The following is a 26,827-nucleotide window of genomic DNA, read 5'->3' as shown; positions in this document are numbered from 1 at the left end:
CCCTGTCGGACTCCGGTGGCGTCAAGCCAGTCTGCCACCCGTCTCGAATCATGGGACTCGCGTCTCAGAACGTGTTGGGGGAGCTGGCGCTGAGAGGTCCCGAGTCACTGCAACCCAATCTTGTCCGCCTGACCCCTTTCAGTCGGGGCAACGAAGGTCTATCGTCCCGCCGAGAGGCGTGGTTCCTCGGGCGGCTGCGCTCTCTTCCCATTTTTCGCCCGCCGATTCCTCAGGGAGGAGCCTCGTGCAGCCACGACGACTCAAGTCACGAGCCTGGGCCGGCCTGGTCGCGGTCACCGCCGCAGCCACCGCACTGAGCATCGCCAGTCCCGCGGCCACCGCCGCCGAGAAGAAGGCCGAGAAGGCCCCGATGCTCAACGCCCCCAAGCGGGTGGATGTCCGCGGTCTCGACATCCAGCGCCGCGAGCAGGCGAAGGACGCCCGGGTGGCGTTCTTCGTCCAGTTCGCCGGCGAAGGCGCGGCGGACGCCGCGCGTCGTACCGGAAGCAGCAAGGCGGCCAAGGACCGCCGGGGCGCGGTCTCGTCGCAGGCCAAGACCGCGCTCGCCACCGCTCGCAAGAGCGACTCGAAGGCCACCTCGCTCTTCGTGGTGTCCAACGCACTCCCCGGCATGGGCGTGCGGACCACGACCGACGGCGCCTCGGCGCTGGCGGCGATGTCGGGGGTGGTGAAGGTCTCGCGGATCATCCCCAAGACGGCCACCAACGCGAACACCGCCCAGCTCGTCAAGGCGCTCGACGCCTGGAAGTACGCCGGCGGCACCGGCGAGGGCGTCCGCATCGGGATCATCGACACCGGCATCGACTACACTCACGCCGACTTCGGCGGACCCGGCACCACCGAGGCGTACGACGACGCGCAGGCCAACTCGGCCGACCCCGACTGGCGCGATGCGCTGCCAGCGAAGGGCAAGGCGAAGATCCGAGGCGGCCATGACTTCGTGGGTGACGCCTACGACGCCGACGACCCCACCTCCGTCCCCCAGCCGGACGAGAACCCGTTGGACTGCAACGAGCACGGGACGCACGTGGCGGGCACGGCGGCGGGCTACGGCGTGAAGGCCAACGGCTCGACGTTCAACGGCGACTACGCCGACCTCAGCGGTGACGACTTGATGGACATGGAGGTCGGCCCAGGTATGGCTCCGGAGGCGGAGCTCTACGGTCTGAAGGTGTTCGGCTGCGACGGCACCACCGACGAGGTGATCCCGGCGCTGGACTGGGCCCTGGACCCCAACGGTGACGGCAACTTCGACGACCACCTCGACATGATCAACATGTCCCTCGGCGCGGACTACGGCAACGAGGACGACCCCGAGAACGCCGTGGTGAACAAGCTCGCCAAGTTCGGCGTGCTGCCCGTCATCTCGATGGGCAACAACGGCGACCTCACCGACACCGGCGGCGCGCCCGGCAACGCGATCTCGGCGCTGGCGGTGGCCAGCTCGGTCGACTCCTACCAGTTGCGCGACGGTCTCACCGTGAACGCACCGGGCGATGTGGCCGGCACCAGCGCCGGCCAGATGTCGGTCGCCTACGACTGGGCAGACGAGGCTCCGGTGACCGGTGACGTGGTCGCCATCTCTGAGGCTAACGCGGACGGCTGCGACGTGCTGAGCGGCGACGATGCTGCGACGGTCGCGGGCAAGGTCGCCTGGCTGATCTGGGACGACGACGACGCCACCCGGCGCTGCGGCTCTGCTGCTCGAGCGGCCAATGTGAAGAGCGCCGGCGCGATCGGCGCGATCTTCACCTCGGGTCTGAACGTCTTCGGCGCCGGCATCACCGGTGACGCGGACATCCCGGTCTTCCAGCTTCCGAAGTCCGAGACCGACAAGCTGCAGCCGGCCGTGACGGCTGGCACGCTGAACGTCACCTTCGACGGCGCCCTCCAGGCGAGCATCCGTGACGTCAACCCAGGGATCAGCGACACCCTGTCCAGCTTCAGTTCCCGCGGACCACGCGGGTCGATCGGGGTGGTCAAGCCCGATGTGACGGCTCCGGGCGACACCATCGCCTCGGCCGGGATGGGTTCGGGCGACAAGGTTCTGGTGATCTCGGGCACCTCGATGGCCTCGCCGCTGACGGCCGGCATCGCCGCGATCGTGAAGGCCAAGCACCCCAGCTGGACTCCGTTGATGGTCAAGGCCGCGGTGATGAACAACGCGACCCACGACGTGTGGACCGGTGAGAACCAGAGCGGCACCCGCTACGCCCCGGCCAGGGTCGGATCGGGTCGGGTGGATGCCCTCGCGGCCTCCGATGCCAGCGTGCTGGCCTACGTCAACAGCCCCGCGAACGCCGTCTCGGCATCGTTCGGGCCGGTTCCGGTCCCGGTGACCGCGGGCAAGGTCAGCAGGACCAAGAAGCTGGTCGTCAAGAACACCGGCGCCGATGCGGTGACGGTCAACCTGGCCTACCAGTCGGTGAACTCCTCCCCCGGTGTGAGCTACAGCGTCTCGCCGAAGAAGCTGGTCGTGGGTGCGGGTGCCGAGAAGACGGCGACCATCACGATGACGATCCAGCCGAGGGCGTTGCGGCACACCCTCGACAAGACGATGGACCGCGAGCAGGTGGTCGACATCTTCGGTGCCTCGGTTCCGCGGCAGTTCGTGACCGACTCGTCGGGTCGCGTGGTGGTCACGCCGGTCGACGGATCCGACCTGCGGGTGCCGGTCTACGGCGGCGCGAAGCCCGTCTCGACGACCAAGGCCAAGGTCACCCGCGGCAGGCACAAGGCGGTCAAGGTGACCGGTGCCGGAGTGAAGCAAGGCAGCGGTGCCAGTGCCTTCCGGTCGCTGATGTCGGTGATGCAGCTCGGCGCCAAGAGCGGCAAGCTGCCCACGTGTGGCGCCGGAGAGGACCCGATCGGCTGCACCTCCTCGGCGACCGAGCGCGCTGGCGACATCAAGGAGGTCGGCGCGGGAGCCACCAAGAAGTGGCTGTGGTTCGGTGTCTCCACGCGAAGTGACTGGCCCAACATCGGCAGCGTGTTGAGCCCGGATGTCTACTACGACGTCAACGGTGACGGCACTCCTGACTTCGACACCTATGTCGGGCTCAGGCCGGGCACAGATGTCCCGTTGGCCTTCACCTTCGATATGGAAAGCGGCGACCTGGTGGACGCCGAGCCGATCAACTTCAACTTCGGCGACGTGGACACCAACGTGTTCGACAACAACGTGGTGTTGCTGCCGGTGTGGAAGGACGCGATCGGCCTGAAGGGCAAGAAGAAGGCCCAGGTGAGGTATTCCGTCGGCATGTGGTACGGCTACACCGGCGACTACATCGACTGGGTCGACGTGCCCGGCAAGTTCAACGCCGGCAAGCCGGCTGTCGCCACCGGCAGCCCGCTCTGGCTCGACAGGCGCGGCAAGATCAAGCTGACGTCGGCCACGCCGAAGGCGAAGGCGCTGGTGTTCCATCTGCACGGTGCCAGCGGCAAGCGGAGTCAGGTGCTGACCGTTCCGAAGAAGTGACGGCCTAGCGGCAAGCAGGCAGCGAGCCTCGACGCGTCAGCGTCGAGGCTCGCTGTTCGTGCGGTCGGTCAATGCCGAGAGCGGCTGCACCTGGCCACCGTCGTCGTCGAAGTTGTCCGGGGACAGCCACGCGTCGTACGCCGCCCGCAGCCGTGGCCATTCCGTGTCGATGATGGAGAACCAGTCGGTGTCGCGGTTGCGGCCCTTGACGACCAGGGCCTGCCGGAACCTGCCTTCGTAGCTGAAGCCGAGTCGGCGCGCGGCGGCTCGGGAGGGCTCGTTGAGGCTGTCGCACTTCCACTCCAGCCGTCGGTAGCCGAGCTCGTCGAAGACGTACGTCGCGATGAGCACCAGCGCCTCTGTGGCTGCCCTGGTCCGCTGCAGTTGTCGCGACCACATGATGCCGCCGATCTCCAGGCATCCGTTGGCCGCGTCGAGGCGCATCAGGGAGACCAGTCCTTGCGCGTGCTGGTGGCCCTCGGGGAGGACCACGAAGGTCACCCCCGGGGTCTGGTCCGACAACGAGTCCACCAGGGCGGTCACCTCGGACCGCTCCACCGGCCGGGGCACCGAGCGATAGGTCCACAACGACTCGTCCTCCTCGGTGCAGACCGAGCCCAGCAGCCCGTCCACGTGCGCCGGGCCAACCGGCTCCAGCCGGACGTAACGGCCGGTCAGGGACACGCACGCCGGAGCGGACCGAGCCACCCAGCCCTCGACCGGGTCCCCCACGGGCTGACCCAGCTCGTTGGCCCAGCTCACCCGAGCCCGGCCAACTCGTCACGCACCGCTGCCATCCCCTGATGCACCTCGGTGAAGCTCGTGGAGAGCGGCGACAACCCGATCCGCAGTCCGTGCGGGTCGCGGTAGTCGGGGATCACGTCCTGCTTCCAAAGCCGGGCGGTGACCTCACGCATCCCGGGATGCAGCAAGGTGACGTGGCCACCCCGGGTCGCCTCGTCGGCGGGCGAGCCCACCGTGACACCCAACGGCGCAAGCCAGGCCTGTGCCAGCTCGAGCGCATAGCCGGTGAGCCGCAGCGACTTGGCCCGGATGGCGTCCATGCCGACCTCCTCGATCAGGTCGAGCATGTCCTGCATCGGCAGCATCCCGGTGATCGGCGGGGTGCCGGAGAGCAGGCTGCGGATCCCGGGCGAGGGATGGAAGCCGGGGCCCATCAAGAACGGGTCCCGGTGCCCCATCCAACCGGTGATCGGTTGGGCGAGCAGGGCGTGGTGACGCGCGGCGACGTACCCGAAGGCTGGCGAGCCGGGCCCGCCGTTGAGGTACTTGTAGGTGCAGCCGACGGCCAGGTCGGCCGCCCACTCGTCGAGGGCGAGCGGCACCGAGCCGACCGAGTGGGACAGGTCCCAGAGGACGAGCGCACCCGCTTCGTGGGCGAGCCTGGTCAGCCCCGGGCCGTCGGCGACGAATCCCGAGCGGTAGGCGACGTGGCTGAGCCAGACCAGCGCGGTCTGCGGACCCAGCGCCGGTGCGAGCAGGTCGGCCGTCACTCCGGCTGCCGGGTCGACCTCCACCCAGCGCACGGTGAGGCCCCGTTCGGCGGCGATCCCTTCGGCGAGGTAGCGGTCGGTGGGGAAGTTGTCGGTGTCGATGACGATCTCCCGACGGGCGGGGTCCGCCCGCACCTGCGCGTCGACGGCCGCCCGGGCGGTCTTGTAGAGCAGCACGGTCGTGGAGTCGCCGACCGCGGTCTGGCCGGGCGCCGCACCGAGCACCACGCGACCGAGCCGGTCGCCGAGCACCAAGGGCTGCTCGTACCACTGCTCGTCCCAGCCGCGGATCAGCCGGCCGCCCCAGTCGTCCGCGACGAATCGGGCGAGTCGGTCGGCCGTCGCGCGCACCGGTCTGCCCAACGAGTTGCCGTCGAAGTAGACCAGCGGGGTCTCGGCACCGACGAACCGATCGCGGTAGGACCCCAGTGGGTCGGTCGCGTCGAGTCGGTGAGCCGTCTCCGGGGTGGTGTTGTCCTCGGTCACGGCCCATGTCTATCGCAGGACCGGACTCTCCGCGAACCGTGCCTCGAGCGCGTCGACGAATGCGGATGCGGTCCCGATCGGCGCCGCGCTGGCCAGACCGCATCGGGAGGCCTGGTCGCGGATCCGGTCGGCGAAGACTCCCGGCGCGACCAGGTGGGGGACGACCAGGGCATCGGGCCGGGCGAGCGCTAGCAGGGGAAGGTCGGCGAGATTGGTGACGGCGTACGCCGATCCGGGGCGCTCGGCGGCCCACTCGGCCACGAAGTCGGCCACGTGTGCGCGCGCCTCGGGCCGCGACGAGCCCGCGGTCACGACAGCGATCGGCGTGTGGGCCGTGCCGCCTGTCGCCGCGATGATCTCGTCGAGGGCCGCATGCAGCCAGCGACCCGAGCCGACGACCCCGCGGTCGGTGACGGTGACTGCGGAGGGGACCTGCGCGAGCAGTCCCGGAAGGTCGACCCGAGCGTGGTAGCCGGGTGCGAGCAGCAGTCCCAACGCGGTGACGTCTTCCTCGACGTCTGCCAGCCAGGTCGCAGCCCGGGGCAGGTCGTGCTCGAGGAAGGCGACCTCACAAGCGGGGCCGCGATCGGTGACCGCGGCCGCAAGGGTTCGGACGAACGTCGCGTGCCGGGGGTCCGGCGAGCCGTGCGCGAGCAACAGGTGGCGAGTCACGCCGACCAGACCTCGGAGGGCACCGTGGCGAGCTCCACCACGTCGCCGATCACGATCACCGCCGGGTTGGCCACGGACCGCTCCGCGGCGATCTCGGCGATGGTGGCCAGGGTGCCGGTGGTCACCCGCTGGTCGGGCAAGGTGCCGCGCTCCACCACGGCCACCGGCTCGTCGGGGCGACGACCGTGACCGACCAGCTCGGCGGCGATCTCGCCGAGCCGAGCCACTCCCATCAAGAACAGCAGCGTCCCTTCCAGGGCCGCCAGGGTGGCGAAGTCCAAGGGCCCGTCGTGGCCGGAGATCACCGTGAACCTGCTGGTCACGCCGCGCGCCGTGACCGGGATGCCTGCGGCGGCAGGCACTGCAAGGGCGCTGGTGACACCGGGCACGACCTCGACATCGATCCCGGCTGCACGGCAGGCCCCCGCCTCCTCGCTGCCCCGTCCCAAGACGTAGGGGTCGCCGCCCTTGAGCCTGACCACCCGCAGCCCAGCCGAGGCTCGGTCGACGAGCACCCGGTTGATGTCCTCCTGGGCCAGCAGGTGCCGACCGGGTGCCTTGCCTGCCTCGACGACCTCGACGTCCGGGTCGAGCTCGTCGAGCAGCGCCCTCGGCGCGAGTCGGTCGACTACAACGACGTCGGCCTGAGCCAGCAGCTGACGCCCCCGCAGGGTGATCAGGCCCGCGGCACCGGGTCCGCCGCCGACGAGCGCGACGTGACCCTGCCCGGTGCGCGCGCGGCGCAGCGGCAACTCACCGCTGGCCAGCCGCTCCGCCACGGCGTTGCGCAGTCGGGCCGCTCGGCGTGGGTCGTCGCCCGCGTTGACACCGACGACGACGTCTCCGACGCGAGCGACCGCCGGCGTGCGCGCCGTGCCCTCTCCAGCCCTGTCCGCACGGACGCACCAGACCCTGCGCTCCTCCGCGGCCGTCGACACCGCCTCGTCACAGAGTCGGTCGCCGGTGGCGGTGTGCACCAGCCAGGCCTGGTCCAGGTCTGTGGGCTCGAACTCGCGCAGGTGCAGCACCAGGCGACCAGCCTCGGCGTGCTCCCAGATGTCCTCGCAGGCATACGGCGCGATCACGTGCACGTCGGCCCCGGCCTCGAGCCAGGCATCGAGCCGGCGGGCGGTCACCGGGCCGCCACCCACGGCGACCACGCGTCGACCGTGCAGATCGAGCAGCAGGGGGGTCAGGTCGGTCACAGATGGATTCCGCACTCGGTCTTCTGGGCTCCCGACCAGCGTCCGGCTCGCTCGTCCTCGCCCTCGCTGACCGGGCGGGTGCACGGCCAGCAGCCGATCGAGGCGTAGCCGATCTGCTTGAGCGGGTTGACGATGATGCCGTGCTGGGCGGCGTAGAGCTCGACGTCGGCCGAGGTCCACCGAGCGATCGGGTTGACCTTCACCTTGCGTCGCCGGGGGTCCCAGGCCACCACGGGGGTCTGCGCGCGAGTGGCGCTCTCGTCGCGGCGCAGGCCGGTGACCCAGGCGCGGTACGGCGCGAGCAGGCGGCCGAGCGGCTCCACCTTGCGGATCGCGCAGCACAGGTCGGGATCGCGCTCCCAGAGTGCCGGGCCGAGCTCCCGCTCCTGGTGCTCGAGGCTGACCGCCGGCCTGGCCGAGATCACGTTGATCGGCAGAGTGGCGGCGATGGCGTCTCGGGTGCCGAGGGTCTCGACGAAGTGCAGGCCGGTGTCCAAGAAGCCCACGTCGACGCCAGGAGCGGCTCGACCGGCCAGGTTGGCGACCACGCCGTCGGCCATCGAGGCGAGCACGACCAGCCGGCTGTCGAAGGTCAGCCGGGCCCAGGCGAGCACGTCCTCGGCGGAGGCCTCCTCGAGCCGGTGACCGGCGTCGGTGGCGAGCTGCTCGAGCGCGTCGTCGTCGAGTGAGGCGGCTTCGGTGACGACCAGGCCGTAGGCGTCCTCGAGGTCGCGGGCGTCCTTGATCGTGGTGGCGTCGGGTGCGGTCCTCATGCCAGATCCGCCTCCTCGGCGCGGCGGGCCCAGGCAGCGAACGTCTCGTCGTCGGCGCGCTGCTCGTCGTAGCGGCGGGCCAGCCTCTCGACGTAGTCCGGCAGGTCGGCGCTGGTCACCTTCAGCCCCCGCGGCTTGCGGCCGACCTGGTCGTCGGGGCCGAGCTCGCCGCCGAGGTGCACCTGGAAGCCCTCCACCTGGTTGCCGTGATCGTCGGTCACGATCTGTCCCTTCAAGCCGATGTCGGCGACCTGGATCCGGGCGCAGGAGTTGGGGCAGCCGTTGACGTGCAGGCTGAGCGGGTTGGCGAAGTCGGGCAGCCGCTCCTCCAGCTGCAACACCGCGCGGCCCGCCACCTCCTTGGTCTCGGTGATGGCAAGCTTGCAAAACTCCAGCCCAGTGCAGGCCATCGTGCCGCGACGCCACTCGCTCGGCGTCGGATCGAGACCGAGCTTCCGCAGACCGGTGCACACCTGGTCGACCTTGTCCTCGGGCACGTCGAGGACCAGCAGCTTCTGGTGGGTGGTCAAGCGGATCCGGTCGCTGCCGACCGACTCGGCAAGGTCGGCCAGTCCGGCCAGGATCTTGCCGCTCACCCTGCCGACGACCGGAGCCGCGCCGACGTAGAAGCGACCGTCCCGCTGCTGGTGCACGCCGACGTGGTCGCGCCGGCCGCTCGGCGGCGGCGGTGCGGGACCGTCGGTGAGCCGACGATGCAGGTATTCGTTCTCGAGGACCTCGCGGAATCGCTCGGCACCCCAGTCGGCCATCAGGAACTTCAGCCGGGCCTTGTTGCGGAGCCGCCGATAGCCGTAGTCGCGGAAGATCTCCACGACACCGCACCAGACCTCGGGCACCTCCTCCAGCGTCACGAAGGCGCCCAGTCGCTGGGCGAAGATCGGGTTGGTCGACAGCCCGCCGCCGACGAAGACGTCGAACCCGGGGCCGAGCTCGGGGTGCACCACCCCGACGAACGAGACGTCGTTGATCTCGTGGGCCACGTCTTGGGAGGGCGACCCGGAGACCGCGGTCTTGAACTTGCGCGGCAGGTTGGACAGCGCGGGGTCGCCGACGAAGCGCCGCACGATCTCCTCGATCGCCGGAGTGCCGTCGATGATCTCGTCCTCCGCGACACCCGCCACCGGCGAACCGAGGATCACCCGCGGGGTGTCGCCGCAGGCCTCGGCGGTGGTGAGGCCGACCTCTTCGAGGGCGGCCCAGATGGTCGGCACGTCCTCGATGCGGATCCAGTGGTACTGGATGTTCTGCCGGTCGCTGATGTCGGCGGTGTCGCGGGCGTACGTCGAGGAGATGTCGGCCAGCGTCCGCAGCTGGGCGGCCGAGAGCCGTCCACCGTCGCAGCGCACCCGCATCATGAAGAACTCGTCCGACAACTCGTGCGGCTCCAAGCTGGCGGTCTTGCCGCCGGGGATGCCCGGCCGTCGCTGGGTGTAGAGCCCCCACCAGCGCATCCGGCCGTTGAGGTCGGTCGGGTCGATGGAGGCGAAGCCGCGCCGGGAGTAGATGTTCTCGATCCGGGCCCGCACGTTGAGTCCGTTGTCGTCGTTCTTGACCCGCTCGTTGGCGTTGAGCGGCTCGCGGTAGCCGAGCGCCCACTGGCCCTCGCCCCGCGCCCGCCCGCGCGGTTGGCGCCGGGCCGGCCGGGTGGCCGCCTGCGTGGCTGCGTCAGCAGTCATGGGAGTTCCTCGAGATCGGTGGTGGATGGCATCGCGACAGGGCAGCCGGCCGAAAACTCACTCGCGGCACCCGGCGGACACAGAGAAGTGCCCCGTCAGGCGCAGTCGGCCGGCCTCAGCGGGCCGGACACATGCTGCAGCCGTAGACGCGCATCAAGTCGACGTGGCGTCGGACCACGAGGACGACGGCGGTGGCTGGCATGGGTGAAAGCCTGACACGCTCACCCCCGCGCCGTCCGCGAATCTCGCGATATGGACATGTGTCTCGAATGTCGGACGTGCAGACGCTTGTCGGGGTCTACTGAAAGCTGACGAAGCGCACCTTGGGTCGGATGGCGTGCACGGCGACCGGACCCATCCGATGGATGTCCTCGTCGTAGAAGAGCTTGAAGCCGGGGATCAGGAGGTGGGGGCGGAGCACGGCGTGGTAGGTGTCCAGCTTCTGCCCTTGGGTGCCGAAGCCGTCGACGTGTTGCACCATGGCGAGCTCCGGGTGGGTGCGCAGGTCGCCGATGTCGCGAATCATGCTGGTCCGGAACTGGTGGAGCAGGAGCAGCTTCTGCGGCAGCCGCTCCCGCCGGGTCAGCGCGGCCAGCCAGGCGGTGGTGCGATTGATCTCGCGTGCGCTCACCGAGCCGATCACGCGGGCGGGCACCTGGTGTGGGCCCATCCGCCACTCCGGGTCGAGCGCGAGCCCCACCCAGGGGTCGCGCAACGCCCACTCCCACCGCTTGGCGACGGCGAGGAAGTGACTGCGCCCGGGCTGGAGGTCGAGCACGACCAGGGCGCCGTGCCGGTGCGCGGCACGGATGTAGCGGCGCACCTGGTCGCGGGCGATGTCGTGACTGTAGGAGCCGTCCTTCCCGGGATAGGCATCGGCCACGGTGACGATCAGCTCGTAGACCAACTGTATCGGTTGTCCGGGTCGCCGGAAGGGTGCCGCCGCCCGCGCCAGCCGTCGGGTCGCGGTGTCCGGGTCGGTCTCGCCGAGGACACCGAGCGCTCCGGTGCCCGCCGTGCCGTAGTAGGCGACCAGGAACCGGTTGCCACCGAAGACTCGATGTCGGCCCCCGGGCAGGAGGGCCGGCTTCGGTGGCGGGGACTCGGTCACCGGCTCCAGCGAAGGTCCGAGCGTCGGCCCCGTCGACGGGTCGGCCGTGCCGGTTGGGCTCGTCGAGCCGCTGTCGACGGACGCCGGTCCGGTGGCGCTAGGCGCGCTGACCGACGGGTGGGCGCCGATCCGATCACCGGCAGTCAGCGCCGTGGTGACGGCGAGTCCGGTCACGGCAACGACGACCATCACGGCCCAGGGCCGACGTACCCGATGCAGCACGGATCCCCCAATCCGAGTGACGCCGAAGGTCAGCCGCAGACGGCGCCGTGCGCCGCCGACTGGACCACCTGGGCGTACTTGCCCAGCACGCCGCGGGTGTACTTCGGTGGCAGTGGCGTCCAGCCCTCGCGGCGCGCGTCCAGATCGGGCATGTCCACCTCGAGCAGGCGGTTGGCGACGTCGAGGGTGATCTGGTCACCGTCTTGGATGAAGGCGATCGGGCCGCCGTCGACGGCCTCCGGCGCGATGTGACCCACGCACAGGCCGGTCGTCCCGCCGGAGAACCGGCCGTCGGTGATCAGCAGCACGTCCTTGCCGAGTCCGGCACCCTTGATGGCGCCGGTGATGGCGAGCATCTCGCGCATGCCCGGGCCGCCCTTGGGGCCTTCATAACGGATGACCACCACGTCGCCGGCGGTGATCCGGCCCTCCGCAAGCGCATCGAGCGCCGCGCGCTCGCCGTCGAAGACGCGTGCGGTGCCGGTGAAGACGGTGTCGTCGAAGCCGGCGGTCTTCACCACCGCGCCCTCGGGGGCCAGCGAACCCTTCAAGATGGTGAGTCCGCCGGACTTGTGGATCGGCGCGTCCAGGGAGCGGATGACGGTGCCGTCGACGTACGGCGGTGCGAGCTCGTCGAGGTTCTCCGCCAACGTCTTGCCGGTGACGGTGAGCGCGTCGCCGTGCATCAGCCCCGCATCCAGCAGGGAGCGCATCACCATCGGGATGCCACCGACCTTGTCGACGTCGTTCATCACGAAGCGACCGAAGGGCTTGAGGTCGCCGAGGTGCGGCACCTTGTCGCCGATCCGATTGAAGTCGTCGAGGTCGAGCGGCACCTCGGCCTCACGGGCGATGGCCAACAGGTGGAGCACGGCGTTGGTGGAGCCGCCCAGCGCCATCACCACGGCGATCGCGTTCTCGAACGCCTCCTGGGTCATGATCTGGCGGGCGGTGATGCCCTGGCGGAGCAGGTTGACCACCGCCTCGCCCGACCGGTGTGCGAAGCCGTCGCGGCGGCGGTCCACCGCGGGCGGCGCGGCCGAGCCGGGCAGGGACATGCCGAGGGCCTCGCCGACGGAGGCCATCGTGTTGGCGGTGTACATCCCGCCGCAGGCACCCTCGCCGGGACAGATCGCCCGCTCGATCCGGTCGACCTCGTCCCGCGTGATCTTGCCGGCCAAGCAGGCGCCGACGGCCTCGAAGGCGTCGATGATCGTCACGTCGTGGCCGTCGACCTGACCGGGCATGATCGAGCCGGCATAGAGGAAGACCGCGGCCAGGTCGAGTCGGGCCGCCGCCATCAGCATGCCGGGCAGCGACTTGTCGCAGCCGGCCAGCAGCACCGAGCCGTCGAGCCGCTCGGCCATCATCACCGTCTCGACGGAGTCGGCGATCACCTCGCGGGAGACCAGCGAGAAGTGCATCCCCTCGTGGCCCATCGAGATGCCGTCGGACACCGAGATGGTGGCGAACTCGAGCGGGTAGCCGCCGGCCGCGTGGACACCGTTCTTGACCGCCTTCGCAAGCCGGTCCAGGGACAGGTTGCAGGGGGTGATCTCGTTCCAACTGCTGGCCACACCGATCTGCGGCTTGGCGAAGTCCTCGTCCCCCATCCCGACAGCGCGCAACATGCCGCGCGCCGCGGCCTTCTCCAGGCCGTCGGTGACGTCGCGGGACCGGGGCTTGATGTCGTGCTCGGGCATGACAGCGAGGGTATCCCCCAGGCCGTCGCGGCTGGTCAGGAGATCCTTCCCGCGGGACGCCCAGCCAGCGTCAGGCCTCGGCGAGTGACTTCAGTCGACCCAGCCCCTTGTCGAAGTCCTTGGCGATGTACTTCTCCATCGAGAAGACCTTGGCCACCACGCCCACCAGGCCCTTCTGCTCACCTGCCATCGCCCAGGACACGTCCGCACCCTCGGCGGCCGGGACGATGTCGAAGGTGACTCGGTTCTCGGACCGGAAGGGCTTGAGGAAGTTCACCCTGATCGCGACCCGCTCCGGCGAGGATTCGGTGATCTCCATGCTGCCAGCGCCGGCCTTGCGGTTGCCCGACCAGCGGTACGTCGCCCCGACGCCGCTGTCCGGACCGTCGTACTCTCGGTTCAGGTCAGGGTCCAGGTCCTCCCACGGTGACCACTCCCGCCAGTGGCGGAAGTCGTTGACGAGGTCGTGGACCCGGGCCGGGTCGGCGGAGATCTGGGCGCGACGGACGATCTCGAAGGCTGACACGGGGGCATCGTCTCATCAGGCCGCGATTCACACCATGGTTGCCGCGACCGCCCGACTGAGCCTGCTCATCTACATTGAGCCGGTGCACCAGGACCAGCCACGGATCTCGCCGATCTGGCTGGTGCTCGCCGGGATCTTGTCGGTGCAGTTCGGTGCGGCGGTCGCGAAGGGCCTCTTCGACGTGGTGGCGCCGACCACCATGGTCTGGCTGCGGCTGGTGTCCAGCTCGATCGTGCTGGTGGCGATGGCCCGGCCCCGGCTGTCGGGACGATCCCGGTCGGACTGGCTGGTCGCCGTCGGCTTCGGGCTCACCCTGGGGGCGATGAACTGGGGCATCTATCAATCCTTCGCCCGCATCCCGCTCGGTCTGGCGGTCACGATCGAGTTCGTCGGCCCGCTCGGCCTGGCCGTGCTCGGCTCGCGGCGGCCCCGTGACTTCGCCTGGGTCGTGCTGGCCGGGGTGGGGGTGTTGCTGCTGGGTCTGTCACCCGGGGAGGTGACCTGGGCCGGAGTCGCGTTCGCCCTCGGGGCCGGTGTGGCCTGGGCGGGCTACATCGTGATGTCGGCCCGGACGGGCGCCCGCTGGCCGGGGCTGGCAGGGCTTGCGGTCGCCAGTGTGGTCGGTACGGCGGTGCTCGCGCCGTTCGCGCTCGTGGTGGGCGGCTCCGACCTGCTCGATCCGAGGATCCTTCTGCTGGGCTCGCTGGTCGGTCTGCTCAGCTCGGTCGTGCCCTACTCCTTGGAGCTGATGGCGCTGCGGCGGATCAGGCCGTCGGTCTTCTCCATCCTGATGAGCCTGGAGCCGGCCGCGGCGGCGCTCGCAGCCGCGATCGTGCTGCGGGAGTTCCTCACTCCCCTGCAGCTGCTGGCGATGGCCTGCGTGGTGGCCGCCAGCATCGGAGCGACTCGCTGGTCGGCCAGCGCGCCGATCAGTGAGCCGGCGCCGGACTGATGCTGACCCGGCGCGACGCACGGCGCAGCGTCGCGAGCACGGCCGGCCCGAGCACGATGATCGCGACGGAGTTGGTGATCGCCCTGCCGGTGTCCCAGCTTCCGGTGGAGGTGAGCAGGGTGTACGCCGCGAACCGCTTCAGGTTGTCCCACACCGGATCAGCGGGGACGAACGACAGCGCACCGCCGTGCCCGGGCACCTCGATGCCCACCAGGAACGGCCAGCCGGAGAGGTTCATCAAGATGCCGAACGCATACGCCGCCACGATGCCGTAGCCCACCAGCATCGCGATCTCGGCGCGGCCGGTGACCCGACGCGGCAGCAGCCCTGCACCCAGCCCTACCCAGCCCGAGGCGAGCATCTGGTAGGGCAACCAGGGCCCGACCCCGGCGGTCAGCAACGCGGAGGCGAACAGCGAGAGGCAGCCGAGGGCGAAGCCGAAGCCGGGGCCGAAGACCCGTCCGGCGAGGATGAGCAGGAAGAAGACCAGCTCCACGCCGGCGACACCCGCGCTGAGCCCGCGCAGCACGGCGTTGATGGCCGCGAGCACCCCCAAGATGGCCAGCACGCGTGCGTCCATGCCGCCTTCGCTGAGCTCAGCGAGCACCACCACGATGACCAGGGGCAGCAGGGCGAGGAAGAGGAACGGCGGCGCGATGACCTGGGCGGAGTCGGGCACCCGGACCAGCAGCGGCCAGACGAACATCATCAGGCCGGCCAGCGACCCGAGCGCCAGCACCGCCAGCGAGCGTGGCCGCAGCGGGACGACGGGTGGGTTCATCGCGCGACCTCCGCGACCGTGAGCCAGCCGGGCCCGAGCACCTTGGTGACCTGGGGCGCGAAGGCCGGTGACTCGGTCACCACACGTCGGGCCGGACCGGCGGAGACCACATCACCCTCGGCCAGCACGACTGCTCGGTCGGCCGATTCGGCGACGAACTCCACGTCGTGGGTGGAGACCAGCACCGCTCGGCCGTCGCCGGCGAGGTCGCGGAGGATGCCTGCGAGCGCCCGCTTGCCGGCGTAGTCCAGGCCGCGGGTGGGCTCGTCGAGCAGGAGCACCCGTGGCTGGGTGGTCAACACCACCGCGAGGGCGAGGGCCAGCCGCTGGCCCTCTGACAGGTCCCGTGGGTGGGTAGCCGGATCGATCCCGCGCACGAGACGGTCGAGCAACGTGGCACACGATCCCGGGTCGGCCTCCGCGCTGGCGTCGGCTGCCTCGCACTCCGCAGCCACCGTCTCCAGATAGAGCAGATCTCCCGCAGTCTGCGGGACCATGCCGACCAGTGCACGCCGGCCGGCGTCGTCGAGGGCCGCCGTGTCCTGACCGTCGACGAGCACCCTGCCGGAGCGACGCGGACCGCTGCCTTGCAGCGCCCACAACAGCGACGACTTGCCCGAGCCGTTGCGTCCCATCAGGGCGGTCACGGTCCCGGCCGCAAGCGAGAGGTCGACCTCGCGCACCGCCACCGCATTGCCGTAGGTCACCGTCACCCGGTGCGCCTCGAGCAGTTGGTCACCGATGGGGGACTCGGCGAGAGCTGGCGGAGGTGGCAGATCGATCTGCCGGGCGCGCTTGCGCGCGTCCCGAACGCTCAGCGGCAGCGGCGTCCAGTCGAGCAGCCGACCGAGCTCGATCAGTGGGGGCACCAGAGGCGCATCGACCAGCAGGTCCTCCGGTGGGCCCATCTGGAGCGTGCCGTCCCCGCGCAGCAAGCAGAGCCGATCGGCGAACGGGAGGACGCGCTCGAGCCGGTGCTCGGCGAGCACGACTGAGAGGCCGAGGTCGTGGACGAGCCTGGTGACGGTGGCGAGCACGTCCTCGGCAGCGGTCGGGTCGAGCGCGGAGGTGGGCTCGTCGAGGACCAGCACCCGTGGGTGCATGGTCAGCACCGACCCGAGCGCCACTCGTTGCTGTTGGCCGCCCGAGAGGGTGCGCAGGTCGCGGGCACGCAGCTCGGTGATGCCGAGCAGGTCCAGCGTCTCCTCGACCCGGCGGCGCATCGTGTCCGGTGGCAGGCCGAGCTGCTCCATGCCATAGGCCAGCTCCTCCTCCACCGTGTCGGTGACGAAGCCCGCCAGCGGATCCTGCCCGACATAGCCGACCAGGTGAGCCCGCTCCCGCGGTGGCCGGTCGGTCACCGACTCACCGTCGACCCGCACGTCGCCGCTCAGTCGACCGCCGCTGAAGCGTGGGACCAGGCCGGCGATGATGCCCAGCAGCGTGGACTTGCCCGAACCGGTCGGCCCGGAGACCAGAACCAGTTCACCCTCGTCGACACTCAGGTCGACATCGACGAGCACCTCCTCGTCGTCGTACCCGAAGCTGACCTGGCGCAACTCGATCATGTCGGGACCCCCGCCTTGGATCGTGGCGGCGCAGGCTGCGAGGACGGTGGCACGGCCCTGCGGGCAACGGCCAGCGCCGGCCGCGCTGGTGGCGGAGTGAGTAGGGCGGGAGCGGCGCCGACCAGCACGGCCACCAGCAGGCTCAGGGTCATCGTGGGTGGGGCGTCGACGCCCGGGTAGGCCAGTGCGATGTGGTCGCGGGCCACGACCCAGGCGCTCCAGGCGACGACGAGCCCGCAGGCGACCGTGGCGAGCTCGGGCAGTCGCCACCGGTCGGGTCGATAGCGGGTTCGGGTGACCCGCCGACCCGCGCTCCACAAGCCGACCAGGGCGAGCGCGATCCCGGCGAGCAGCATCGGTCTGGCCAACAACCGGGGAGCGGTCTGGTCGAGGATCGCGTAGACGCCGACGGAGATGCCGACCAAGCCGGCGAGCAGGAGGGCGCCGGTGGTTCGGCGCTCGAGGCGCGATGCGCCGGGCGCGCGGCCGTAGCCGCGGGTGTCCATCCCAGCGGCCAAGGCGAGGGACCGTTCGAGGGCGTCCTCCAAGACGGGCACCAGGAAGCGCCGCACCCGTGCCACGCGGCCGGTTGGTCCCCCGCGCAGTCGCTGGGCGGCCCGCACGCGCCGAACTGCGTCGGCGAGTTGCGGGATGATGGTGACCGCGACCACCAGCGCGGTGCCCATCTCGTAGAGCGCGGGCGGCAACGACTTCAACAGGCGCTTCGGGTTGGCCAGTGCGTTGGCGGCGCCGACGCAGATGATCAGGGCGGCCAGCCGGAGACCGTCGTACAGTCCGGACAGAAGGCCCTCCACCGTGACCGGCCCGAGAAGCTGGACACCGGCGACCCAGCCCGGCAGCGGGATCTCGGGCAACGAGATCAGCACCGTGCCTCCCTGGGGGCCAGGGAAAACAATCCGGAAGCCGACCCGGATGACCACGATCGCCAGCGCCATCCACAGGTAGATCCGGAACGCCTGTGCCCACGGATGCTCAGCGCGGCGGGCCACCACGACCAGGATGGCCACGGCCATGATCAAGAGCAGGGTAAGCGGATTCGTGGTCAGCGAGGCAGCCATCGCCAGCCCGAGCGCCCAGCACCACCACGCGACCGGATGCAGGTCTCGGGGCAGGCGGCCGGCGAGGACCCGGGCCGGCAGGGTCACCGCTGGTGCTCGCCTCGGGTGTGGCGAGCGGCCATCACACCTCCGGCCGCCCCGAGGAGCAGCACCAGCACTACCGGCACGACCCAGCCAGGCAGCCCACCGTCGTCGGTGGCCTCTGCCGAGGCAGGCTCGACCTCGGTGCTCGTCGGCGAGGCCGATGCCGTCGAAGATTCGGCGACCACGATCTGGCTGTGGTTCTCGCGGGGCTTCTTGGTTGCCTTCTCGGTGGGCGAGGCGCTGCCGCGGTCGTTGGCACTGTCGGACGCGGAGGGTGCGGCGGTCGAACTGGTCGACGAAGGCGAGGCGGCATGCGATCCGTCACCGTGTCCGCCGGAGTGGCTGGGTGACAACGATGGGGTCGGCGTCGAGCTGCTGTGCGCCTTGGGGGTGAGGCCGGGCAGGGTGCGGCCCTTGCCGCTCTGCCAGGAGAAGGCGACATAGCCGCCGTCGGGAACCTTCAGCGAGGCCGCCCCGGTCGAGGAATAGCTCCACTTGCCGGACTTGCCGTCGGACCAGAACAGCCCCCAGTAGGCGTCTGCGGGAGGCGTGTTGACGCAGGGATCACTGGCCGGTGCGCCGTTGATCCGGCAGACGAACCCGGGTTGCCGTTGCACGTAGGTCAGTGCGAATCCGTTGTTCGTGAACAGGGTCGTCGCCTTCGTGCCACCTCCGTCGGAGTCGCACACCGACTGCAGGCCGCCGCCGAGCTGGTGGGGGTCGACGACCACCGTGACACCGTCGGCCGAACCGCACGCTGCCGCAGCGGCTGGCGCAGCGCCAGCCAGCACACCGCCGGCTGTGGCGACCACGAGGGTCACTACAGCCAGCAGCGCGCCCGAGACCCTGCGAACATTCACTCTCGGTCAGAACTTCCGGCAGGACTTCACGGTCAGCAGACCCATCGCCGGTGCGGCCTGAGCGGTCGCCCGTCGCCACTGGTCCTGGGTCGCGACCTTGATGCCCTTCTTCATGCCCTTCCTCAGCGCCGGCTTGTCGTAGGCGATCGCACCCCGCTGGCCCGCGAGCGGCGTACCGGCCACCTTGACGACCTGGAACTTCGTGGTCCAAGCCGCCGCAGCGACGGCCGCCTTGCACTGGTTCGCACCAGCGAGCGCCCACGCGGCGAGCCCGGTGCTGTTGGTGTTGGGCTTCTCGGTGGACTTGCCGCCGCCGAAGCTGCCGTCCTTCCGTTGGGCCTTGACCAGCCAGGCGTTCGCCATCTTGACGGCCTTCTTGACCTTCGCGGACTTCTTGTCGATCCCCTGGAGGTTGATCACCGTCAACGCGGTCGCGTCGGTGTCCGGAGCCGAAGTGGAGCCCTTCTTGCCACCGTCGCAGGTCTGGTCGGCGGCCGTCTTGTCAGCCGTGAAGTTGAGCCGGAAGTAGCCCGCCTTGCACTGCTGGGCCAGCAGGAACGAGGTGACCGCCTTCGCCTTCGGAGACTTGGCGTTGGCCAGCCCCCGAGCCGCGAAGGACTGGCCCAGCACGTTGGCGCTGTCGCCGAACGTGCTCACGTCGACGATCCGGCCCTTGGTCGGAGCAGTCGTGCTGACCGTTCCCTCCAAGGTGCTGACCAGATCGACGCCGCCGAAGGAGGTGGGGTTCTTCTCGGCGACCTGCGCGAGCACGATCGCCTTGCCCGTCGGGCCGGCATACGTGCTGCCGGTGTCGCCGAACGCCTCGCCGGTGATGTAGTCGTTGACGTGACTGGCGACCGCGCCGCCGATCTGCTCGACCGTCTTCTTGTGGCCGCCGATGGCGTCCAGCGCGAACGCGGTGTCGATGGAGAGGCCGTAGTCGTCGAAGTCGAACTGGTTGTTGTGGATCAGGCCGCCGGTGAGCTGCTTGCTCAGCCAGGTGGCGCTGAGCTGCTTCGGCGAAGTCTTGGCGGCGTGCGCCGGGGCCACCAGGGTGCCGATCGTCACCGCGGTGGCGACGCCCAGGAGAGCGGTCCGGCGCAGGGTAGCCAGACCAGGGTGGTGCGACATGTCGTTCCTTCCCGCTGCTGCGGCGGGATCACTGGGCGCAGTCTCGACGGCTGCGGCCGGCTCACCCGCTGCGTCCCTCGACAGCGATCGTGTGAAGTGGCCGCACAGTGAGTGCTCCGGCTCGCCCAGACGGCGCCCGAGTGGCGCCTGGGCCTACGGTTGCGGGTCAGCGCCGGATTTCGACCGGCTTCCCCCAGCTGTGGGCGCATATGGATGTGTGCCCGAGCACGGTACCAGCGTCGTACGCCGACAGCGGTGCTGGCCAGGCCACCGGGCCGCCGTCTCGACGTCGGCTCGGTCGTCATCTGCTCAACCCCCGGTGAGCTTCTCCAAGATCAGCTCCCGCACCCGGGCGGCGTCGGCCTGACCGCGCATCTGCTTCATCACCGCACCGATCAGAGCCCCCGCGGCAGCGACCTTGCCGTCACGGATCTTGTCGGCCACATCGGGGTTGGCGGCGATGGCGTCGTCGACGGCGGCGCTCAACGCGCCGTCGTCGGAGACGATCGCCAGACCTCGGGCGGCGACGATGTCGGCCGGCGAGCCCTCCCCGGCGAGCAGTCCGTCGAAGACCTCGCGGGCCAGCTTGTCGTTGAGGGTCCCGGCGTCGACCAGCGCCTGCACCTCGGCCACCTGCACCGGCGTCACTCCGAGGTCGGCCAGCTCGGCCTCGCTGTCGTTGGCACGCCGGGCCAGCTCGCCCAGCCACCACTTGCGCGCTGCCTGCGGGGCTGCCCCGGCGGCGATGGTCTCCTCGACCAGGCCGAGCGCCCCCGCACCAACCGTGTCGCGCATCTCCAAGTCGGAGAAGCCCCAGGCCGCCTGCAGCCGAGCCCGCCGCTCACGGGGCGGCTCGGGGAGCTCGGCGCGCAGCTGCTCGACCCACTCGCGCGCGGGTGCGACCGGGACCAGGTCGGGCTCGGGGAAGTAGCGGTAGTCCTCCGCGTCCGACTTCTCCCGGCCCGAGGTGGTGATACCGGTGTCCTCGTGCCAGTGCCGGGTCTCCTGCACGATCTTCTCGCCGGCCGACAGCACCGCCGCGTGCCGCTGCATCTCGTAGCGCACCGCTCGCTCGACCGAGCGCAGCGAGTTGACGTTCTTGGTCTCGGTGCGGGTGCCCAACAGGCCACTGTCAGACGGGGCGAGCGAGAGGTTGACGTCGCAGCGCAGCGAGCCCTGCTCCATCCGGACGTCGCTCACGCCGAGGCCCAACAGCAGCTCGCGCAGCTGAGCGACGTACGCCCGCGCCACGTCCGGAGCCTTCGCGCCCGTCCCCAGGATCGGCTTGGTGACGATCTCGATGAGCGGGATCCCGGCCCGGTTGTAGTCCACCAGGGAGTAGTCCGCGCCATGGATGCGTCCGGTCGTCCCGATGTGGGTGGACTTGCCGGTGTCCTCCTCCATGTGGGCGCGCTCGATCTCGATGCGAAAGACTTCGGCTCCGTCGTCGGTGTCGACCTGGACGTCGGTCCACCCGTTGAAGCAGATCGGCTCGTCGTACTGACTGGTCTGGAAGTTCTTCGGCATGTCCGGATAGAAGTAGTTCTTCCGAGCGAACCGACACCACTCCGCGATCTCGCAGTTCAGCGCCAACCCGATCCGGATCGCCGACTCGACGGCCACCCGGTTGACCACCGGCATCGAGCCGGGCAGGCCCAGGCAGGTCGGACAGACCTGGGTGTTCGGTGCGGCCCCGAAGACGGTCGAGCAGCCGCAGAACATCTTCGAGGCAGTGTTGAGCTCGACGTGCACCTCCAGTCCGAGCGCGGGGTCGTACGACGCCAGCACGTCGTCGAAGCTCAGCAGGGTGTCGCTCATGCCGACGCTCCTTCCAGCTCCGGGGCCTGAGCCAACAGCGGCCCGCCCCAGCCGCGCTGCAGCAGTGCTTCGGCCGCCGCACCGACTCGGTAGAGCCGCTCGTCACCCAGCGCGGGAGCGAGGATCTGCAGTCCCACCGGCAGCCCGTCTTCCTCGGCGAGCCCGGCCGGCACCGAGATGCCCGGCACACCGGCCAGGTTGGCGGGGATGGTGGCCAGGTCGTTGAGATACATCGCCAGCGGATCGTCGAGCTTCTCCCCCAGCCGGAAAGCAGTGGTCGGCGCGGTCGGCGAGACCAGCACGTCGACCCGCTCGAAGGCCGCCTCGAAGTCGCGGCTGATCAGGGTCCGCACCTTCTGGGCCTGGCCGTAGTAGGCGTCGTAGTAGCCACTCGACAGGGCGTAGGTGCCCAAGATGATCCGGCGCTTGACCTCGTCGCCGAAGCCGGCGTCACGCGTCGCCCGCATGACCTCCTCGGCCGACGGGTCGACCACGCCCTCGGGCAGCACCCGGATGCCGTAGCGCATCGCGTCGAAGCGGGCCAGGTTGCTCGAGCACTCCGCCGGGAGGATCAGGTAGTAGGTGGCCAGGGCATGCACGAAGTGCGGACACGACACCTCGACGACCTCGGCGCCAGCGGCCACCAGGGTCTGCACCGCCTCGTCGAAGCGGGCCTGGACTCCGGGCTGGTAGCCCTCGCCGCCGAGCTCGGTGACGACGCCGACGCGCACTCCGGACAGATCGCCCCTCGCGCCCTCCCGTGCGGCTTCCGCGAACGAGGGCCACTCGTGCTCGAGGCTGGTGGAGTCGAGCGGGTCGTGGCCGCCGATCACGTCGTGCAACAACGCGGAGTCGAGCACGGTGCGGGTGACCGGGCCGACCTGGTCCAGCGAGTTCGCCAGCGCCACCAGGCCGTAGCGGGACACACCGCCGTAGGTCGGCTTGACGCCCACCGACCCGGTCACCGCGGCGGGCTGGCGGATCGAGCCGCCGGTGTCGGTGCCGAGGGCGAGCGGAGCCTGATACGACGCCACCGCTGCCGCCGAGCCCCCTCCGGAGCCGCCAGGGATCCGGTCCAGGTCCCAGGGGTTGTGAGTGGGGCCGTAGGCCGAATGCTCGGTCGAGGAGCCCATCGCGAACTCGTCCATGTTGGTCTTGCCCAGGATCGGCAGCCCGGCCGCCTTGATCCGGCCGACCACCGTGGCGTCGTACGGCGGCACCCAGCCCTCCAGGATCCGCGACCCACAGGTGGTCGGCAGCCCCTTCGTGGCCAGCACATCCTTGACCGCGATCGGGACACCGTCGAGTGGTGACGCAGGGCCATCTGCGGATCGGCGTGCGTCTGATGCCGCCGCCTGCGCGAGCGCGCCCTCGGCGTCGACTTCGAGGAACGCATGCACCTGCCCGTCGGTCTCCGCGATCCGGTCGAGCTGCGCCTTGGCCAGCTGCACCGAGGTCACCTCGCCTGTGGCCAGGGCAGCGGCTTGCTCGGCTGCGGTCCGCCTGGTCCAGTCGATGTCGCTCACTGCTCGTCCCCCAGGATCCGCGGCACGCTGAACCGCTGCTCCTCGGTGGCCGGTGCCCCGGAGAGCGCCTCCTCGGGGGTCAGCCCGGGCACCACGACGTCGTCGCGGAAGACGTTGGTCAGCGGGATCGCGTGTGAGGTCGGCGGGATCTCTTCCGAGGCGACGGCGCTGATCGACGCCACCGACTCGAGGATCACCGTCAGCTGCGGGGCCAGATGATCCAGCTCCTCCTCGGACAGGTCGATCCGGGCCAGGTCGGCCAGGTGCGCGACCTCGTCGCGGGTGATTTCAGGCATGGGCAGAATCCTAGGCGGGTCACCGGGCCGCTCCCTCTTCCACCCAACCAAACCGGCACCACACGGCATCTATCAGGCTGAGGAGCACACCGGTGAAGATCACGGCGGGGCGAGGAGACACGATGACCAGCACGCGGAGGCCGCCCTCCGATGCCGAGTTCGCCGAGTTCGTCCATGCGACCTGGTCAGGGCTCTACCGCACCGCCTATCTGCTCGTCGGCGAACCATGGCTCGCCGAGGATCTGGTGCAGACGGCACTGGTCAAGACCTACGCCAACTGGTCGAAGGTGCGCGATCTGTCGGCGGCCCCTGGCTATGCCAGGACCACGCTCGTGCACACCGCGGGGAGCTGGTTTCGCAAGCGATCCTGGCGCAACGAAAACCCGACGCCGGAGCTGCCGGAGCGGCCGATCGACCAGGATCTCGAGGACCGCTCGCTGCTGATGGGTGCCCTCGCCCAGCTGCCGGCGAGGCAACGCGCCGTGGTCGTGCTCCGCTTCTACGAGGACCTCTCGGTGGCGGTGACCGCGCAGACCCTCGGTTGCAGCGAGGGCACCGTCAAGAGCCAGACCTCGGCGGCATTGCACCGGCTGCGTCAGCTGCTCGGCGACGCCGTCGTCCCCCACGAGCTAGGAGCGAACCATGACTGAGCGCCTCAGCCAACTGCTACAGACCGAGGCGGCCAACCTCCGCATCCCCCCGCCGCCGTCGGCGGAGGTGCTGGAGACGGGTCATCGGGTCCGAGCCCGTCATCGCGCCGTCACGGGCGCAGCCGCCGCGGCTGCGCTGCTCGTCATCGGCGGCACGACCGCGGGCCTGTGGTTGACCACCGGCCACGACGCGACGCAGGGTGGCGTGGCCGCAGAGACCGCCTCCCCGCCCGCGTTCGGCATCGGGCCGACGGTGTTCGTCGGCGACCTTGTCGCCTCGGTCCCAGGCTCGGTGCACTCGCTGTCCTACACCTCGGTAGGCGTGCTGGTCCGCAGCAACGCCCACGAGGGAGCCTCCGACGGCTCGGGGCCGGAGAGCCTGACGTTGGTGGGGTACGACGGCACGACCCACAGCCTGGGCACGATCCCCGAGGGAGTCGGCCCCGCCACGGACCCGACCCAGCCCTACTACGCCCTCGCCAAGCGTGCCGGCGATGGCTTCGTCGCCGTGGTGCGCGATGCGGAGACCGGCGCCGAGGTCGCCACCGTGCCTCTGCCCAAACGCCCGATGAGCTACTGGCCGGTGCCACCACTCGCGCTCAGCGGCGACAACCTGTTCGTGGGCTATCGGCACACGGTCGAGGTCGTCGACTGGCACACGGGAGACGTCAAGACAGCGCCTGACCTGTCGGGCGGTTTCCCGGAGGTGTCCGGCGGACGCACCGTGCTGCCAGGTCAGGGCGGCTTCCGGGTCGTTGACGCCGCGACGGGCGACGAGCTTGCCACGATCCCGTTCCCCGAGCGCAGCACCGAGGACCCCGCCGGCAGCTATGGCCGTGGCGTGACCTTGTCCCCCGACGGACGGTTCGCGCTGACGTTCTACAGCGGCCAGAACGACGTCCAGGTCTACGACATCGCGACCGGCGCGGACGTCACTTTCACCCCACCCGATGAGTATCCGGAGGACCCGCTCGACTTCGGCTGGACCGCCGACGGCAACGTCTTCTGGGTCCAGGGCAGCACGGTGACCACCTGCGACTCCCAGCAGGGCACCTGCACCGACTCACCGACCACGGCACGGGTCCGACCCGACACCGACGTCCGACCCGGCGGGGTCATGTTCGAGAGCTGACCCGGTCAATCCGGCCCGCCGAGCGCACCTGCCGTTGGCGATGGCCCGAAAGTATTTCTGGATAGTGTCCAGATTGTGGGACAGCAGGGCTGTTTCGGGGTGGTTGTGTCGGTGGTCAGGTGTTGGCTTACTGGTATGAGCCAGACCGTGCACCAGCCGCCGACGCCGGGGTCTCCCGACGCGGTGCTGGCCTCGGTCCGCGCGGCTCGGCACGCCGAGCTGGCTGCGACCGCACGGGTGCTGGCCGATGCGGTGGAGTGGGCCGGGATGCACGAGGTCCCGGCCGGCGACGGAGACGTGTTCTCCTGGTGCGGCAACTCGATCCCGTTGGCCGGTGAGGGCGCTCCGGAGATCGCCGAGCACGCGGTGGCGGAGTTCGCGACCGTGCTCGGGGTCTCCACCGACGCCGGCCGGGCTCTGGTGGGGCAGGCGTTGGAGCTGGCCTACCGGTTGCCGGAGACCTGGAAGGGCGTCCAAGCCCTGTCGATCCCGGCGTGGGTGGGGCGTCGGGTCGCCGACCACACCATCGCACTGTCCCAAGAGGCGGCCGGGTTCGTGGACCGTCAGGTCGCCGCGGTCGCCGGGAAGATCGGCCCGGTCCAACTGGACAGGTTGATCACCGAGGCGCGGGCGCGGTTCATGGCCGAGACGCTGCCGGCCGATGAGTACGACTGCCCCGACCGGCGGCACGTCAGCATTGATGCCGACCGGGTGTCCTTCGACGGCACCGTGGAGATCCGGGCCGAGGTCGACCTGCCCGACGCGCTGGATCTCGACCAGGCCTTGGCGGTGACAGCTGGCCAACTCAAGAACCTCGGCTCGATCGAGTCACTCGATGCTCGCCGGGCGGCCGCGTTGGGTGAGATCGCCCGCAACCAACTCGCCCTGACCTACCCCACCGACCCGACCGGGCGGGCCGAGCCGACGGCGGATGCGCTCGATGAGGCCCAGCCGGTCGGGACCCGGGCTGAGACTCCGACGCGCCGTCCCGGCCGCCAGTCACGGCCGGTGACCCTGTTCCTCCACCTATCCGATGAGGCCGTCGCCAGTGCGGGCGGTGTGGGACGGTGCGAGAACACCCGCACCCCGATCAGCATCGAGGCGATCCGGGACTGGTGCGGCAACCCCGACACGGTCGTCACGATCCGCCCGGTGCTGGACCTCGAAGACCATGTCCACGTCGAGGCCTACGAGGTGCCCGACCGACTCCAAGCCCAGGTCGACCAACGAGACCTGACCTGTGTGTTCCCCTGGTGCACCCGACCCGCCCGAGGCTGTGACCACGACCATGTCATCCCGCACGCCGGCGGCGGCACGACGTGCAGCTGCAACCTCGCCGCCCTATGCAGGCGGCACCATCGGTTGAAGACGCACACGCCGTGGCGCTACGTGATGCCCGAACCCGGGCTCTATGTGTGGACGTCCCCGCACGGGTATGTGTTCCTCCGCGACCACACCGGCACCACCGACGTCACCCCACCCAGCCTGACCGCCATCCCCGGCTGCCAGGCCCCGTCCGACACCGACCCACCCGACCAGTAG

22 protein-coding genes and 1 riboswitch are annotated in these 26,827 nt (G+C 70.3%); of the genes, 5 read left to right on the top strand and 17 right to left on the bottom strand.

Translation table 11 applies throughout. The annotated features are described in order from the left end of the window. Positions 1-244 precede the first annotated feature (244 nt). Positions 245-3,499: a S8 family serine peptidase gene (locus QM714_RS00930; RefSeq protein ID WP_415096712.1), complete on the top strand. Its 3,255-nt coding sequence runs from the start codon at positions 245-247 to the stop codon at positions 3,497-3,499. Positions 3,500-3,535: 36 nt separating this feature from the next. On the opposite strand, the gene QM714_RS00925 is transcribed toward QM714_RS00930, so the two are convergent. From QM714_RS00925 to QM714_RS00885, 9 genes are all read right to left on the bottom strand, one after another. Then, positions 3,536-4,261, bottom strand: a complete 726-nt coding sequence (locus QM714_RS00925; protein WP_415096710.1) for a GNAT family N-acetyltransferase — start codon at positions 4,259-4,261, stop codon at positions 3,536-3,538. Further along, complete coding sequence (locus QM714_RS00920) at positions 4,258-5,499, bottom strand: kynureninase (RefSeq protein WP_415096708.1); 1,242 nt, start codon at positions 5,497-5,499, stop codon at positions 4,258-4,260. The genes QM714_RS00925 and QM714_RS00920 overlap by 4 nt, the downstream gene beginning before the upstream one ends. A gap of 9 nt (positions 5,500-5,508) precedes the next feature. Beyond that, a complete protein-coding gene (locus QM714_RS00915) occupies positions 5,509-6,171 on the bottom strand; it encodes a sirohydrochlorin chelatase (protein ID WP_415096706.1) in 663 nt (220 codons plus the stop codon). Beyond that, the gene (cobA, locus tag QM714_RS00910; RefSeq protein ID WP_415096704.1) at positions 6,168-7,376 is read right to left on the bottom strand and encodes a uroporphyrinogen-III C-methyltransferase; all 1,209 of its coding nucleotides are present in this window, start codon (positions 7,374-7,376) and stop codon (positions 6,168-6,170) included. Before cobA ends, QM714_RS00915 begins: the two co-directional genes overlap by 4 nt. Further along, on the bottom strand, positions 7,373-8,149 hold the full coding sequence (locus QM714_RS00905) for a phosphoadenylyl-sulfate reductase (protein WP_415096702.1): 777 nt from the start codon (positions 8,147-8,149) through the stop codon (positions 7,373-7,375). The genes cobA and QM714_RS00905 overlap by 4 nt, the downstream gene beginning before the upstream one ends. Then, positions 8,146-9,846 carry a nitrite/sulfite reductase gene (locus tag QM714_RS00900; protein WP_415096700.1) on the bottom strand — a complete coding sequence of 567 codons (1,701 nt, stop codon included), beginning with the start codon at positions 9,844-9,846 and terminating at the stop codon, positions 8,146-8,148. Before QM714_RS00900 ends, QM714_RS00905 begins: the two co-directional genes overlap by 4 nt. Before the next feature lie 298 nt (positions 9,847-10,144). Beyond that, the gene (locus QM714_RS00895; protein ID WP_415096698.1) at positions 10,145-11,179 is read right to left on the bottom strand and encodes a hypothetical protein; all 1,035 of its coding nucleotides are present in this window, start codon (positions 11,177-11,179) and stop codon (positions 10,145-10,147) included. Between the two features lie 29 nt (positions 11,180-11,208). Continuing rightward, positions 11,209-12,882, bottom strand: coding sequence for a dihydroxy-acid dehydratase (gene ilvD / locus QM714_RS00890; RefSeq protein WP_415096696.1), 1,674 nt, complete (start codon positions 12,880-12,882; stop codon positions 11,209-11,211). A gap of 70 nt (positions 12,883-12,952) precedes the next feature. Next, positions 12,953-13,408 carry an SRPBCC family protein gene (locus QM714_RS00885; RefSeq protein ID WP_415096694.1) on the bottom strand — a complete coding sequence of 152 codons (456 nt, stop codon included), beginning with the start codon at positions 13,406-13,408 and terminating at the stop codon, positions 12,953-12,955. Positions 13,409-13,442: 34 nt separating this feature from the next. Between QM714_RS00885 and QM714_RS00880 the strand changes: the two genes are divergently transcribed. Then, positions 13,443-14,360, top strand: a complete 918-nt coding sequence (locus QM714_RS00880; RefSeq protein WP_415096692.1) for an EamA family transporter — start codon at positions 13,443-13,445, stop codon at positions 14,358-14,360. Here QM714_RS00880 and QM714_RS00875 read toward each other — a convergent pair. The 8 genes from QM714_RS00875 to gatC all read right to left on the bottom strand — a co-directional run bounded on the left by QM714_RS00875 (position 14,338) and on the right by gatC (position 23,503). Further along, a complete protein-coding gene (locus tag QM714_RS00875; RefSeq protein WP_415096690.1) occupies positions 14,338-15,141 on the bottom strand; it encodes an ECF transporter S component in 804 nt (267 codons plus the stop codon). The genes QM714_RS00880 and QM714_RS00875 overlap by 23 nt on opposite strands. Beyond that, positions 15,138-16,709, bottom strand: coding sequence for an ABC transporter ATP-binding protein (locus tag QM714_RS00870; RefSeq protein WP_415096688.1), 1,572 nt, complete (start codon positions 16,707-16,709; stop codon positions 15,138-15,140). Before QM714_RS00870 ends, QM714_RS00875 begins: the two co-directional genes overlap by 4 nt. After that, positions 16,706-17,875, bottom strand: coding sequence for an energy-coupling factor transporter transmembrane component T (locus tag QM714_RS00865; protein ID WP_415096686.1), 1,170 nt, complete (start codon positions 17,873-17,875; stop codon positions 16,706-16,708). The genes QM714_RS00870 and QM714_RS00865 overlap by 4 nt, the downstream gene beginning before the upstream one ends. Continuing rightward, entirely contained in the window at positions 17,872-18,684 is an 813-nt protein-coding gene (locus QM714_RS00860; RefSeq protein ID WP_415096684.1) for a hypothetical protein, read from the bottom strand. Before QM714_RS00860 ends, QM714_RS00865 begins: the two co-directional genes overlap by 4 nt. 54 nt (positions 18,685-18,738) lie before the next feature. After that, on the bottom strand, positions 18,739-19,863 hold the full coding sequence (locus QM714_RS00855; protein ID WP_415096682.1) for a hypothetical protein: 1,125 nt from the start codon (positions 19,861-19,863) through the stop codon (positions 18,739-18,741). A gap of 88 nt (positions 19,864-19,951) precedes the next feature. Further along, positions 19,952-20,080, bottom strand: a riboswitch (cobalamin riboswitch). A 92-nt stretch (positions 20,081-20,172) separates the two neighbouring features. Then, positions 20,173-21,681 (bottom strand): Asp-tRNA(Asn)/Glu-tRNA(Gln) amidotransferase subunit GatB, encoded by a 1,509-nt coding sequence (gatB, locus tag QM714_RS00850; protein WP_415096680.1) that lies wholly within the window; start codon positions 21,679-21,681, stop codon positions 20,173-20,175. Next, positions 21,678-23,198 (bottom strand): Asp-tRNA(Asn)/Glu-tRNA(Gln) amidotransferase subunit GatA, encoded by a 1,521-nt coding sequence (gatA, locus tag QM714_RS00845; RefSeq protein WP_415100925.1) that lies wholly within the window; start codon positions 23,196-23,198, stop codon positions 21,678-21,680. The genes gatB and gatA overlap by 4 nt, the downstream gene beginning before the upstream one ends. Before the next feature lie 5 nt (positions 23,199-23,203). After that, entirely contained in the window at positions 23,204-23,503 is a 300-nt protein-coding gene (gene gatC / locus QM714_RS00840; RefSeq protein WP_415096678.1) for an Asp-tRNA(Asn)/Glu-tRNA(Gln) amidotransferase subunit GatC, read from the bottom strand. Between the two features lie 122 nt (positions 23,504-23,625). Between gatC and QM714_RS00835 the strand changes: the two genes are divergently transcribed. The 3 genes from QM714_RS00835 to QM714_RS00825 all read left to right on the top strand — a co-directional run bounded on the left by QM714_RS00835 (position 23,626) and on the right by QM714_RS00825 (position 26,827). Continuing rightward, complete coding sequence (locus QM714_RS00835) at positions 23,626-24,153, top strand: SigE family RNA polymerase sigma factor (RefSeq protein WP_415096676.1); 528 nt, start codon at positions 23,626-23,628, stop codon at positions 24,151-24,153. Further along, positions 24,146-25,285: a YncE family protein gene (locus QM714_RS00830; protein WP_415096674.1), complete on the top strand. Its 1,140-nt coding sequence runs from the start codon at positions 24,146-24,148 to the stop codon at positions 25,283-25,285. The genes QM714_RS00835 and QM714_RS00830 overlap by 8 nt, the downstream gene beginning before the upstream one ends. A gap of 135 nt (positions 25,286-25,420) precedes the next feature. Further along, positions 25,421-26,827, top strand: coding sequence for an HNH endonuclease signature motif containing protein (locus tag QM714_RS00825; protein ID WP_415096672.1), 1,407 nt, complete (start codon positions 25,421-25,423; stop codon positions 26,825-26,827).

It is taken from the genome of Nocardioides sp. (genome assembly GCF_047602075.1).
Lineage (GTDB): Bacteria > Actinomycetota > Actinomycetes > Propionibacteriales > Nocardioidaceae > Nocardioides.
This window is presented reverse-complemented; position numbering and strand designations above follow the sequence as displayed.